This is a genomic window from Adonisia turfae CCMR0081 (assembly GCF_011009555.1).
GTDB lineage: Bacteria > Cyanobacteriota > Cyanobacteriia > Phormidesmidales > Phormidesmidaceae > Leptothoe > Leptothoe turfae.
Genome location: NZ_QXHD01000001.1, coordinates 1 through 13,741 on the forward strand (window position 1 = coordinate 1; position 13,741 = coordinate 13,741).

Sequence of the window (13,741 nt, forward strand, 5' to 3'; positions counted from 1 at the left end):
CCAACTAACGGACAATGCATCGGGCCTTTCCAACGTCAGTCCGTCTATTGTCCTAGATGGAATACCTAGCTAACCTTCCAAGTCGTGTGGGCCAGGACTCGCGCCTTTCTCGATCCTGATAGCGGTCGCTGGAATGCCCCTGGCCTCGGCAATACCCTAAACTCTATCCGCTGGGACCAGGCCAGACGGCAACAAGCTGTGCAACAAGCTATTGAAATGAAATTGGACATCTTGTGTCCGAAAAACGACAAATCAAGCGACAGCCGATGTAATAAAAACCTTCAAAATTCATCACATCGGCTATAACAAGTTATGGCACAGTTGAGCACCACCAATAAACCTTAGGTATCGCTCTCATTACCCTTAAGGAGTTCATTAAAAATAGGCTCTACCTTAGTTTTTAGCTCCTGCTTAGTTCTTCTTGCTGTAAAAGTGGAAAACTCAGCTTCTTTATGCCACATCTCCTCTTTTACATCTTCTATGGCAAACATTAAAGTGTACTTATCATCCCCCCCGGCCCTATCTTGGAAAGCAAGTTCAACATACTCTTGATTGTCTTTTTCTAAGTTTTCTAGCTCAGCCTCAAAGGTAAAAGAAGAAACCTCATGGCCTCCTATTTTTCCTGCATCAGGAATCTTCTCTATTTCTATACCTTCAGATGTATACCTTCTTTCTTCATCAACAAGGTTCATAATAATTTGAGGCACAGCAGCAAAGACTGTTTCCTCTTGACGGAATATTAAGATACCTTGGGAGTGCAGGTAGTTCGATAAACGGCTTCCATTTTCGACACTGAGTTCAAGAAATATTTTGTCTTTGAGCTGAATTTTATCAGCCGTGGATTTTATTCTTGTAAGTCCACTGATTAGATTAGAGTATTTTTCCTTATTTTCTTCTGATGCATTATCTCTCCTCTTTTCGAGCTCTGTTATCGTACTAGAAAAGTTTTTTTGATATGTTTCTAAGCGGTCATCAGGCTGTTCTCCTGGCGTTCCATCAGTATATTGGACCGCTGCTCGCTCTGCATTGATTAAGAGCTCATACGTCTCTCTCATAAGTTGGATTACATACTCATCGACAATGCCTGAGTATGTCTCTTCCAGAGCAAGTAAGTCCCTAAATATTTCAGTTTCTAAAATACGTTGATCTGATTGTGGAATGTATCCAATCAAATCTAACTCACTGATAGAAATCTCTAATTTAGGACTTTCGTCTAAGAAGGTATATACAGCAAAAGCAACACCTACAAGACTGCCAATAGCAGCTACACCCCCAATAAAAGCACCTATTTGCTGAAAATTTATCCTGTCACGCCACCTGATTTTTTGATTAGGCGCGGTGCTGTTATTATCGCTTTGTATGGTGGTCTGGCTTACCTGTGTCACTTCGATTCTCCCCCCGATTTAAAGAAGTAAATTACTACTTGTAAAACCACTTACCGTTCATAGTGTAGGACTACACTGACATTGCATAGTACCTATACGAGTACCTTTTCTGGCTCAAATAGCAGTGAAACTCGGTACGTCGCTGTTACAGATCCATTTCATAGATTTGGGCAATTTCTTCGGCCTGAATTCCCAGATACTGCATTGTTTGCTGCTGACTGGTATGTCCAAACGCTTCCATCAGAATAGGGATTGGTGTGCCGCGATCTCGCTGCCTCAAACCCCAGATTTTACGTAGAGTATGAGAGGGGGTTTGAGGCCTTTGTATAGAAATAGAGAATTTTTGGCCGTTAGGGCTATAACCCTTGCATAGAAATAGCTTTAGTTTTGAATATTTAGGCTTATCAAAAGCGATTCAGAATATAACGAGAGCCTGAAAGTATTGAAAACTCGTCAGCAAAGTCCACGAAGATATACTTAGCGACCATTTTCTCTCCGCGTCTACACATAGGCCAATTAAAATTTCTCAGATTTAGTGTGTGCAGATGTCGCATCCTACATTAGTATGTTGACCATCAATCGCTGACGTGCGACGTCGCACGTCAGCGCTCCACCTCATCCCCCATACCTAAACATGGCGACAGTAGTAGCTTTCTTTAATATGTCCGGGGGAGTTGGCAAAACTACGCTGACGATGAATATCTCCCATTTACTTGGGGAGCAGCATGTCAACACCCTTGCGATCGACATGGATCCGCAAGCCTCACTGACCACTTTTTTTGGCCTCGATGCCTACGGTTTAGAAGCAACCATCTTTGACAGCTTAATGAACCGAGCACCTTTGCCCATTGATTCCACCCACTGGTGCGATCTCGTTCCTGCAAATCTTCAGCTTGCCCAGGCAGAATTACTACTAGCTGGCGAACTACGTCGAGAGTATCGCCTCAGAGATACCCTTGAGCAGGCACACAATAATTACGATGTCATCGTCATTGATGGTCCTCCTAGTTTAGGCTTGCTTTCCATCAATTGTCTGGTAGCTGCCGACTTCTTATTGGTACCCCTCAGCACCAATTACAAAGCAGTCGAGGCAACCATGGGCCTGCTTCGAGTCAGCATCGAACTTGCCCAAAAAGTAAATCCCGACTTGAGAGTCCTGGGTCTCATTCCAACCATGTACGACAAACGCACCTCTGGTTCGCGCAGGGCCAACGATGCTATTCATGAAATTGCAGCACAACTGCAGCTGCCCATGTTTGACGGCATGAACGTATTTGATCCCATGCCCGTTCGCACTGCAGTGAGCGACTCACAGGAAGCACATCAACCCCTAGCCCAATTCGATCCAAAAAATGACTGTCTTAAAGTCATGCGAGCAATTTCTAAAGCCATTGCCCAGCAAGTTGAGGTAACCGTATGAATTCAGCGACTAAACTACGCTCTACCTCGATGGTAGGCAACATTTTAGGAAATTTAACCTCTGAGGATACGGCCCAGACCATAGCGTCCGTTGAGAATCCAACAGCCGATAACTCCTTCGTTGAACTGCCAATTGCCGAAATTTGGCGACCCAAACAGCAACGTCTTTTCTTTGATCCTCAGGAGATCGAAAAGCTGAAGATCGCTATCCAGGAAGAAGGATTTCGCGGAGCAGTCTTGGTTACTTCCCTTCCTCCAAACAGTGAGGCCCTGTCCCAAGGCTTTAAATATGAATTGGTCTTTGGTGCCAGTCGTGTCACCGCTTGCGAAGAACTTGACCATGAAGTCATTCGTGCCGAAATTCAAGAATTAACCCCACAGCAAGTCAGACGCATCCGCTTCGATGAAAACATGGTGCGCAAAAACCTCAATGCTTTTGAGGTTCTTTTGGGCTATCTGGAACTTATGGCCGATGAAGCTGAAACCACCCCAGATGTGGTTGAGCAAGAGCTAAACCAGATGAGCAATTCTGCTAAGCGTGGTAATGGCATATCAGAGGATATCAAAACTCGTCTGGAAACATATCAAGCGATCCTTGACCGATATAACGGTGGCAAACTCACCAGTTTTCGCACAAAACTGATTAAGTTTAGAAGCCTACCCGATGATGTCAGGCAGGCATTAGACACAGGGCAAATTGATGCATCGAAAGCTCTTGAGATAGGCAGCGTCAAAGACGATGAAGATCGTGACGATTTACTGTCGTGGATTATTGATGTAAATCCACCGGTCAAGGAAATCCGTCAAGCCAAGCGTCAACAAGCAGAATCTAAGAACACTGCCAAAGAGAAAAAGCCATCTCCAAATATGAAACGGGCCACAACAGCCGTTGATGGGCTGAGCCTGTTGTTAAAGGGCGATGTCTTGAGAAAGAAGAATAAACAGGTTGGGACTATCCTTGATCAGATCAATGAATTAGTTGCCCAACTTCATGAGCTAACCTGACGTGCGACGTCGCACGTCAGGTTAAGAATTAGGTCTGATTTGGTAGTAATCCAATGGTTGCAGAAGCAACTTATGGGACGTTGGACAGTGGAAGCTGGTCGGGCTGGACCCGCCCTCGCCTGGACTTGAGGCAGAGGAACATTTAATGTCTCGGCTGGCTAAGTCAGTAGCAAAACCTGTCGTGCCGATAGTGATGGCCGTTGCGATCTCAGCCAGCCTTTTCAAACGACAACCAATGCCCCCGCTGGTCCTGCATGGCTTTTGTGTATAGTTGGAGAAAAAATGGCCGCTAAAGCGAAAAGCCATTCTCTACAAAGGTTTTTGGGGGATTATTCATGCTTAGTTCTGAGGAATCTTAGCGCAGGTTGCAGTCTGAAAACACTGGAATCTCGTTCAAGTTGAGGAGCAGATCTGCCTTAACGATCACAATTCTCTATGCATAAACATAGGTCAGGTCACGTCTCAATTTGACGTCATGCAATACTTTTGTAATAAATAGCTTCGATATCCTCACAAAATCCTCATTATTCTTGCAAAGAATATATCTAGTAGGAGTGAAGATAAATGGGTAATTCAAATTGGGGCAATCTCGCCACCCCATAAAAACCAGAATAAAGTCTTCAGCCTTTCAGTAGCTCCTCAGTAGGGTCTTCTACGTACTTGCTCCTGTAATCCTCCTACTAAAAAATTCGGACTAAGCGTCAAGTCGACTCCCAGTTACCAGATTGACAGGAGAAGCGTCATGAGTAAAGTTGTTGGTATTGACTTAGGCACAACCAATTCATGCATTGCAGTAATGGAAGGCGGCAAGCCTACCATCATCCCCAATTCAGAGGGATTTCGCATTACCCCCTCTGTGGTAGCTTATGACAAGAATGGAGGTCGCCTTGTAGGCCAGCTCGCTCAGCATCAGGCTGTGATGCATCCTGAGGATACTTTTTACTCTTTTAAGCGCTTCATTGGCTGTCGCTATGATGAAGTCGCTGAGGACGCAAAGGAAGCTACCTACAAAGTCCTGAATGTAGGTAGCAGAGTGAAACTAGATTGCCCACAAGTAAAGCGGCAATTTTCTCCTGAAGAAATTGCCGCTCGGGTCTTGCAGAAGCTAGTCAACGATGCCAGCAAGTATATCGGCGAACCAATAACCCAAGCAGTGATTACCGTTCCCGCCTACTTTAATGACGCTCAGCGGCTTGCTATCAAGGATTCTGGCAAGATTGCAGGTCTGGAAATTCTAAGAATTATCAACGAACCAACGGCAGCCTCTTTGACTTATGGTCTGGACAAAAAGAGTGATGAGACCATCGTAATGTTCGACCTAGGGGGTGGCAATCTAAGTATCTCCATCGTAAAGGTGGGCAACGGTGCATTTGAAGTATGGGCCACTTCTGGGAGTACCCACTTGGGCGGTGACGACTTCGACAAAAGAATTGTCGATTACCTTGCCGTAGAGTTTCAAAAGATAGAGGGTATTAACCTACGCGAGGATAAGCAGGTGCTCCAGCGGTTAACTAAAGCCGCTGAAGAGGCCAAAATCGAACTCTCCAGTGTGACTCAGGCAGAGATTCATCTCCCCTGCATTGTTGCTACCAAAGACGGACCTAAGCATCTAAAAGTGAATCTGACTCGGGCGAAGTTCGAAGAGCTATGCACAGATCTGCTCGATCGCTGCCGCATACTTATATATCAGGTCCTTAAAGATAGTAAGCTCAGGGAAATCGACATTGATGAAATCGTACTAATGGGGGGCTCCACTCGAATCCCAGCAATTAAGAACCTCATGAAGCGCACCTTCAGGAAAGAACCTAACGAAACCATAAATCCTGACGAAGCCGTGGCCATTGGGGCAGCTATTCAAGGTGGTGTTTTGGCCGGAGAAGTAAAGGACATATTGCTGCTGGATGTGACGCCATTGAATTTAGGGATTGAAACTCTAGGAGGTGTGATGACCACGATGATTCCTCGCAACACCACCATCCCCACTAAAAAGTCTGAGGTCTTCTCAACAGCAGTGGATGGCCAGACAAGCGTCGAAATCCATATTCTGCAAGGGAACCATGAGATGTCACACGACAACTTGAACTTAGGTGTTCTCCGGCTCGATGGCATCCCTCCTGCATCACGAGGTGTTTCTCAGATTGAGGTGATGTTTGATATTGATGCTAACGGACTTCTCAACGTCACCGCTAAAGATAAATGCAGTGGAAAAAAGGAGACCATGAGTATTTCTGGTACATCCACAATACAAAATATAGAATTAGACAAGCAGCATCAGTGTGTCAGTCTGAGCAATCAGATAGAGCCCCCGACTCATTGGACACCAAAACATATGAGTGACTTTAACGCTAATGTTGTCTATCAGCCAGTAAAAACAACCCTTCCTAACGTTAGCCTCAATGGCCAGCAGTATCAAAGTCTAGAGCAACAGATGAATGAACTGAAGGCTCAGATGAAGGAATTGAAAATGCAGTATCAGAGAATTCAGATTCTTCTGGAAAAAATTGAGCTAGAGCAAACCGATGTCAGAAGGCCATAAGCTTTAAGAGACCTATGTTTAGACATGGAGCATTGTGGTCGTTAAAGCAGATCTGCTCCTCAACTTGGTGAAGTGAACCCCCTAATTTTGAACAGTAAAATCAGGCCACATTGGGTCTAAGTGGACGGACCTTAACCAATCCAAAGGTGCTCCGTCTCATAAAATTCTCCACGCTGCTCCAATCTAAAGTCACCCAGGAGTGCCGCCATCCACACCTCCACCAATGGCATCTTCACTTGTCGCTGTAGATCAATGAGTCGTTGAGGAGCACCAGTCCGTTTCATAGATAAGTTCTCGATCCAGGTCGACACATTCTCTGAATGCGCCACAGCCAGCGCTTGCTCCTTAACCGCTTCCTCAGTTAACGCATCCACTAACGCCAGAACAGAGGTTTTATCCACATCCCCCACTACAGACTCATCATCGGCCACGGGCTCAAGCGGATCGCGTTGGTTGGAACGCTGTACCAGGTCTGAAAAATCTAATTCTTGGGTCTGTCGGGTGATGCCCTTGAGCCAGTCGCCATCTAACATAGGGCCATCCGTATTATGGGCATCTTGCCAGTCATCCCAGAGGATTTCAGACTTAGCCTCACAAATGTTAGCCAGCTGGGCTAGTACTTCCCCACCGAGCCGCAACTGCTCGCGCCATGGCAGCTCCATCATTACCCCCTCAAACTGCTGCCAAAGTTCTAAAATATTCGCTTCTTCCGGCACATCGGCGGCATCTTCAAAGGCATCCCCCAAGTCCAACTCCAGCTGACGAACACTAACCATCGCCCCCTCCAAGATGATCAAAGCCTCCCTTCAAAGGACATTCAGGGATTGGACACTCAATAGGCTCTAACCGAATCTCATTGGAAAAGTGGGTGATCCCATAGCGTTCGGTGAGATAGGGCAGCATCTTTTGAGAGACATAGCGTTCTAACTGTCGTCGTCGATATCCGGCACAGTGAATCGGCTTAACTTCCAAAACCTTCTGGCCGTTGTGAATCACCGTCGCGCCAATGGCGTGGACCGGAGCATCCTTACGCTTTTCTCGCCAGATATAGAGGTTGGCATAGGGCATTGAGGATTCCGCCACGTCTAGAGAAACGGTCTCTACCTCATTGTCAGCCTTGGTGGTCAGGATCTGCTGCTGGTAGATAGCCCGTCGCTTTTCATTCGAGTCTCGTCGGTTACGGTAGTGCGATCGCTTCCGATGACAGCGCTTTTCATCCCAGCAGCCATCCCCATTGGGACCATGCTGCTGCCGGGCCTGGGCTGCGCTCAACTGAGCACACGCGACACACTTTTGATTGATCCGCCGTGGCATCCGTCCTTAGAAATCGAGCAATAGCTGAACTGCCTGCAATTCAAGGTCTAGGGTAGCGTACTTTGACAGGTTTATTTTTAGTGTTATTTTTAGTGAAGTCAATATAAATTAGCTTATTTAGGGTAGAATTCACACCATAGGGAAGTGCCTACGGTAAATTGGGCCTTTCGCCCTTCGATTTATTTCAAATAGCGGGAGTTGGCTATGGCTCGCGATATTCCTGAGCCTACTTTTATTGAATTTGGGCAGGTGACCAAGGCACCGGTGCCGGTAGTGGAGGATTTGAGCTGGCAGCGGGTGGTGGAGTTTTTGAGATCGCGCGAGCTATCTACCAATACCCACAAAGCCTACGAACGGCAGCTTCAACTCTTCTATGCTTGGACTCAGAAAAAACCCTGGCATGATATCACCCATCGAGATATTGATCGCTACAAACAGCATCTCAAGGCACAGCCTAGCAAACGGGGGGGAACACTGGCCCCAACCACGATTAATCAGGCATTAGCTACCTTGAAGAGTTTCTTCAAATGGCTCACGGTCAAGGACTATATCACCCGTAACCCGACGCTCACCATTGAGTTTTTGAAAGAGCCTGCTAAGCCACCTCGGGATTTAGCGGAAAATCAGGTCAATCAGCTGTTTGGGGCGTTGGCCTACCGGGGGGATTCCGAGGTGCGCGACCGAGCAATTCTCCAGGTGCTTAGTCATGGATTGCGGGCCAGGGAAGTGTGTGGACTGGATATCAGCGACTATGATGGACGGCGGTTAAGGGTACGCGAGGCTAAATGGGGCAGTGATGGCCTGGTACCGCTAAAACCAGAGGCTATTGTTGCCTTGGATATCTATCTGGGGTGGTTGGTACGCAATGGGTTTGCCGTCAGCCAGGAGACTTCCTTATTTATCAGTTTGTCTAACAACAGCCGGGGGCAACGCTTGGGCTACAGTGGCATCTATGAGTTGGTCAAGGATTTAGCGGAAGCCAGTGAGCTAGAGGACATTCATCCCCACCGGATGAGACATACGTTTGCCACCTCGCTCGTAGCCGCTGGTATGAATCCGCTGTTGGCAAAACGGGCTGTCCGCATTCGCTCTGACAAGATTTTTGCTCGTTACAGTGACCGGGCTTTGGATCTCAAAATGGAAGAGGCCTTTGAAGATCTTTATGGCACACCAGAAGAGGCATAATTTATTGAGTTAGCTAGGCGGGTCACCTCCCGGTGACCCGCCCGTCTTCAAAACAAGCCAGATCAGTCCTTGCCTACCTCACTAGGAACAGGCTAGAGGCTGGTTAGAACACTTGCTGTCCGCTAAAGTTACCTGGTGGTGAATACCGACAGACCAAAATATCGACACCGCTACCTGTCGCCAACCCACAACCGAGCTGTGTTGTATTACGCCAGACCATTTGGCTGTAATGCCCTACATCTTCCCAATCGCCTGTCGAACTGATATTTGGGAATCGACCGTTTCGGAAAAACCTCTTTTCTGAGCCCCAAGAATTAATCATTTGGTCCAGGCTGAAGGCTCGAGCTGTTCCGCCCCACAAATTTTCACCCATACCAGAACCTCCCAGTCCATCGGGATGTCGAAGTTGTCCACCGCTCGAAGCTAGCTCATTAGCCCAAGATTGAGCGTTATTAGCCAACTCATCAGACCAAGTTAATCGTGGAATTTGTACCTCATCTCGGTATTGATTATGTAGATCTAAAAGTTCTTGAGCTTCTGGAGGTAAGGATGCGAGATCCTGCCGCAGAGTACGAATCTCAGACTCAATTGATGGCCACGAATCAGGTTCTAAAAAATCATTTATGGCCGTCTGATCAGGATTGATACCCTGGCTCTGCTGACCCGGTATACCGCTCAAGAACTGATAGATAAAGCTATTGCCTGCTTCTACCCGAACCGTAGCATCTTCAGGAGTCTCTACTAAGACTGCTCCGTTGACCACGTCAATGACGATCGCATCTTCTCTGTAGCGGGCCTGGTAAAGAATGGCATCTTCAGTAGCTGGTGCTACCCTGACGGACGGACTGCGCTGCTGAGACAAGTACAAGCTACCTTCTGAAGCCTCGTTAGATGTAGATCTTGTCTTACTTGTCCAGCTCTTGAATCTAGATGGCAAATGAGCGGTTGGTGAAGGAGCAGGATCGTACTCACACGCCCAGCCATCACGCAGCGATGCAGATTCACGTTGATAACCTACTGTAATAACCCCGTTATCACCACGACAAGCAAACTTATACCTAACAGCACCTCCCTCGACAGATTTTGCCTGTACATAGGGTAGGTCAGGACTGGGTGTACCATTATCTTCGCGTAGAGCAATATGAGCGAAATAGCTACCAGCTGCTATCCGCAAATAAGTACGAGAATTTTTTAATTTTTGACCTAGAGCGGGAATTCCGTCTGGTTTAATTGTAATTTTTCTAGAATCACTAACGTGGTAAATCTCGGCATAGGCTGCTGCTGCAGTACTTTTGAGGGGGAATGCTATCAGTAATAGAACTGTTAGAACGGCTAGTATTGTAATCCTTAGTCTGCTTGAAGATAACCTTCTTCGGAGGAAGCGCTGAAATATAGCTTTTTTCACTATCCGTTACTCCATAAAAATTTTGACTGAATCAGCACACTTAACCGCAAAAAGGACGGTCATCGATAGTTACTATTCTGCATTTGGAGCAATGCTTATCACTAGGCGCGAGACTTGACATTGCTCGAACCGATCTAAGATGGCATTATCGTCTGGAATATTAAATATTTGATTCGTCAGTGTGCTAAATCTCAAATCTTCACAATCTGTGTTTTCATCAAGGTAGCGATCTCGCTCGTCGAGTTTAGGATCATTGCTATACCATCCACACTGATTCGCAGTCGCTTCACGCCAAGCCTTGGCAATATCAATTAGGGTCAAGCAAGGAATCTGAGCGGCTTCTGCCTGACTATCTAAAAGGCCATTTCCGTCCAAATCCGCTTCGACACCAAATTCTTGCATGAGTATTCTGTAAGTTGTTCGCAAGGCTCCTGGAGGGAACTGGTCTTCAAAGGAACCTGCCCCTTGCTTTTCGTCACGCAATCCAATGGGCTGGGTGCTTAATTCTACTTCTAATTGGGGTAGCCGATACAGGCGAACCAATCTTGCTAATGAGCTTTCAGCCTCACCCGCAAAAGGTTGAATGTCGCTGCGACGTTCAATGATGTCCTGATAAATTTCAGGTTCTTGATCGGCTTTCTCAAGGAGCTTGATACTTCTTTCCCGCATTTGACGATAATGTTGAAGGGTATTTGTAATATTTGTTTCTGTTTTGTTGTTTTCAAGACCGACTTCGGCAGTCTGTGCTGCCTTCAACTGCTCAGGAAGTCGGCGCACAATAGCAGCTGCTGTCTTGGGCGTAACTTCCACACCCGCATCAAAGAGCGCTATTTGAAACTGAAGTTGCTGCCCTCTTCGCCATAAGAATCCGCCTGTAAGAGAGGCAATAACCACCAGTCCTGTAGCAGCAGCTGCCAGCCTGCTTTTCTGCTGTTCGACCTTCTTGGCTCTATTTGCTTGTGCTATCGCTTCTTCCTTTGCTTGCACAGCTTTTCTCTCTTGCTCTAATAACTCTTCGAGCTCGTGCAACCGGCTTTGTACACGGCGATCGCGGGCCTCCGAACTCAGCCTGATAAATGCCTTATCTTCAACGCTCAAATTTTCATGCCGTTGGCTCTGCCATTGTTTTGCCTCTTCCAAAAGAAAGCCGTCGAGCAGGGCTGTTTCATCCTGTTTGCTTTGCTGCCATTGCCTTTGGCGAAACCGTAAGCCCTCCTGCCAAAGTCGAAACGTGCGATCTTGCTCCAACCAACCTCTGAGGCTTTGCCATTCTTTTAGCAGAGTCTCGTGTATGATCTCGACTGTTTCCTCGTTGCGACCCGTCACTACCAATCGAGCTGGCTCACCTGCTAGCTGTGTTACAAGATCCCAATTTGTTGGGCCAATCTCTGTTCGACTGGCAACTCTGCGGGTATCCTCCGTACCCTCCCCAGGATGGACCAACTGTACAAAAACTTGCTGGGCTCGTTTTTGATCTACTTCGCTCAACTTCATATAGACGGCATCTGCATGTCTAGCAAGTGCTTTCGCAACGCCTCCAATGCGGACATAAGCCTGGTAGGTTAATGTTTTGTGTTGCTGCCGCCGCCAAAGTTCAGTGAGGGCAAACTCCAATAGGGGTAAGTTTCCATCCTCCTTACCGACATCGTCCAAAAGTCGATCAACAAGCCCATCTTCGAATTTCACCTCCCTTAGTTTGGCGGGGCACTCAATGGCTTTTTGAAGCTCTTCCCGATTCATGGGACCTAACTTGAAATCAGCGCCATGCAGCGCGTCAGCCAATGGCCGGTACGCGTAAGCCTGCCCGCAAAAATCAGCACGCAAAGTTAAAACAACCTTGAAGCCTTCTGCCCGGTTGAGACCTTCCAAAACCACATCAATGAACTGCTCTCGCTCTGGCTGGTCACACTGCGTATATAATTCCTCAAATTGATCGATTACCAATAAAAGCTGCTTGCCAGGATATGGCTGCAAAATCTGTGATACTACACTGACAATGCCGCCTTCTCTTATACTTTTTGTCAATTTATTGACTCGCTCATTCTGATCGACTAAATCTTTCACTGGATCAAGTCGTTGCGCAAGTTGAACCGCCAATTCAACGAAAGGAGCCTTTTTGGGGCGCAGGGTTTCTATGAACCAGCCATTTGACTGCCTTAACCGAGGCAATAGCCCAGCAAACACCAGTGACGACTTTCCGCTACCGGACGACCCAACGACCGCAACTAACGGCAAAGTCTCAACAGCTCGCACTAGGCCCTGGCGAATAGAACCGTTTTCCTGCTCACAGTCATCGATAAATGCCTCTCGCCCAAAGAAGAAATCTGCATTGCTCTCCTGAAAGGCAAATAATCCTTGGTAAGGACATTCTGGAATTTGAGTGAGAGACGTTGACTCCGTGGGTGGTGAAAGTAGGTTTTCAAGCTGCACCTGTAGTTGCTGAAGACCAGCAACTTGAGGCTCTAGATATTGAATCAGATCAGTTGGCCTCTGATTTAAGCTGACTCCACTTGCCCTTAAGTGAACTTGATTGATATGTAGCCGATAAACAAGCTCGTCCAACTGGCTTTCATTAAGCTGCTGTAGCTGATTGAGCAGACTATTTCTATCAACACTTTCAAATTGCGACGGCAGTAGACTTTGAAGTAATTTAAGAGCTTTTTCTCTAGGGATAATATCATTCTTAAAAGATTCTTTTCTGAGTCGAGCAATTAGGTCTGGATTAGTAAGTATTATTGGCTTCTGATGTTCTTTGAGATTGATGAGCTGTGTTTTCGCCAGTTCAAGAGCAAAGTTAATGGTTTCGTTTGCTCCCAGTGCATCGTAGAAGGCAACTGAGAATGTAATCGCGGCGCGATCGCCAATCGAATCGTTCATCGCGATCACATAAGGAACACATCGATTAATTGCTTTAGCCTGAATCTCTGAGTAACAAGCATTTAGCACTACACATTCAAGCCCCCGACTAGCGAATAACTTAAATATTTCTGCTAGTGGCTCGGTGCCTAGAAATTCTGGCTCCCCATTATCACTCTCAAAAACAAGTCCATTCACCCCGTCACCGTGCCCACTAAAATGGACAATGTGTGGTTTGAACTCCAGCATGTGTCGATAGAAATCTCTTAAACGAACTGAAACCTTGGCTATGAGTTCAAATTGAGTTCGGTGAGGCGATCGTTTTAGCCCTTCATCAATTTCTCGAATTTCTTCATCCAGACGGAGTTGGACTGTCCCCCGTGGATTGGCTGTCGTAACTAAAATTCGCCTCATTAGCTTACGTCGGGATAGTCGAACTTACCTTCATGGTGGACGAAATCATCATCACCTCGCCGAGTATCCGTAAGTAGTCTCCATGAGTAGGTATCCAAAATTATGCATGTCATAGAAGATTTTGTGCGAGTTTTTTGTCAAGCCCTCAAGCCTCAAAATGGGGGGCTTTGAGTCCGGTCTCCCCCAGATGGGGGGACGGAAGGGAGCCTGCAGAAGCTGTGA

Annotated in this window: 8 protein-coding genes and 1 pseudogene; 4 read left to right on the forward strand and 5 right to left on the reverse strand. The window is 46.8% G+C overall.

All coding sequences use genetic code 11. The annotated features are described in order from the left end of the window. Positions 1-341 precede the first annotated feature (341 nt). A complete protein-coding gene (locus DXZ20_RS00005; RefSeq protein WP_163695319.1) occupies positions 342-1,385 on the reverse strand; it encodes a hypothetical protein in 1,044 nt (347 codons plus the stop codon). A gap of 634 nt (positions 1,386-2,019) precedes the next feature. Here DXZ20_RS00005 and DXZ20_RS00010 point away from each other — a divergent pair. The 3 genes and pseudogenes from DXZ20_RS00010 to dnaK all read left to right on the forward strand — a co-directional run. Continuing rightward, entirely contained in the window at positions 2,020-2,805 is a 786-nt protein-coding gene (locus DXZ20_RS00010; RefSeq protein WP_163695321.1) for a ParA family protein, read from the forward strand. Then, entirely contained in the window at positions 2,802-3,809 is a 1,008-nt protein-coding gene (locus tag DXZ20_RS00015; protein ID WP_163695323.1) for a ParB/RepB/Spo0J family partition protein, read from the forward strand. The genes DXZ20_RS00010 and DXZ20_RS00015 overlap by 4 nt, the downstream gene beginning before the upstream one ends. A 742-nt stretch (positions 3,810-4,551) precedes the next feature. Next, a pseudogene (dnaK, locus tag DXZ20_RS00020) lies at positions 4,552-6,255 on the forward strand (molecular chaperone DnaK); the annotation flags it as partial. 221 nt (positions 6,256-6,476) lie between these two features. Here dnaK and DXZ20_RS00025 read toward each other — a convergent pair. Then, on the reverse strand, positions 6,477-7,121 hold the full coding sequence (locus tag DXZ20_RS00025) for a hypothetical protein (RefSeq protein WP_163695327.1): 645 nt from the start codon (positions 7,119-7,121) through the stop codon (positions 6,477-6,479). Beyond that, positions 7,114-7,659, reverse strand: a complete 546-nt coding sequence (locus DXZ20_RS00030) for a hypothetical protein (protein WP_163695330.1) — start codon at positions 7,657-7,659, stop codon at positions 7,114-7,116. Before DXZ20_RS00030 ends, DXZ20_RS00025 begins: the two co-directional genes overlap by 8 nt. Before the next feature lie 204 nt (positions 7,660-7,863). On the opposite strand from DXZ20_RS00030, the gene DXZ20_RS00035 reads away from it, so the two are divergent. Beyond that, positions 7,864-8,844: a tyrosine-type recombinase/integrase gene (locus DXZ20_RS00035; protein WP_163695331.1), complete on the forward strand. Its 981-nt coding sequence runs from the start codon at positions 7,864-7,866 to the stop codon at positions 8,842-8,844. 103 nt (positions 8,845-8,947) lie between these two features. On the opposite strand, the gene DXZ20_RS37115 is transcribed toward DXZ20_RS00035, so the two are convergent. After that, positions 8,948-10,018, reverse strand: a complete 1,071-nt coding sequence (locus DXZ20_RS37115) for a CAP family protein (RefSeq protein ID WP_250565515.1) — start codon at positions 10,016-10,018, stop codon at positions 8,948-8,950. A gap of 303 nt (positions 10,019-10,321) precedes the next feature. Next, positions 10,322-13,519, reverse strand: coding sequence for an nSTAND1 domain-containing NTPase (locus tag DXZ20_RS00045; RefSeq protein WP_163695334.1), 3,198 nt, complete (start codon positions 13,517-13,519; stop codon positions 10,322-10,324). Positions 13,520-13,741 lie beyond the last annotated feature (222 nt).

What these genes read in the sequence shown, in the direction of transcription:
- DXZ20_RS00010 (WP_163695321.1), top strand. Translation starts at nt 2,020, where the DNA reads ATGGCGACAGTAGTAGCTTTCTTTAATATGTCCGGGGGAGTTGGCAAA.
- DXZ20_RS00015 (WP_163695323.1), top strand. Translation starts at nt 2,802, where the DNA reads ATGAATTCAGCGACTAAACTACGCTCTACCTCGATGGTAGGCAACATT.
- DXZ20_RS00025 (WP_163695327.1), bottom strand. Translation starts at nt 7,121, where the DNA reads ATGGTTAGTGTTCGTCAGCTGGAGTTGGACTTGGGGGATGCCTTTGAA.
- DXZ20_RS00030 (WP_163695330.1), bottom strand. Translation starts at nt 7,659, where the DNA reads ATGCCACGGCGGATCAATCAAAAGTGTGTCGCGTGTGCTCAGTTGAGC.
- DXZ20_RS00035 (WP_163695331.1), top strand. Translation starts at nt 7,864, where the DNA reads ATGGCTCGCGATATTCCTGAGCCTACTTTTATTGAATTTGGGCAGGTG.
- DXZ20_RS00045 (WP_163695334.1), bottom strand. Translation starts at nt 13,519, where the DNA reads ATGAGGCGAATTTTAGTTACGACAGCCAATCCACGGGGGACAGTCCAA.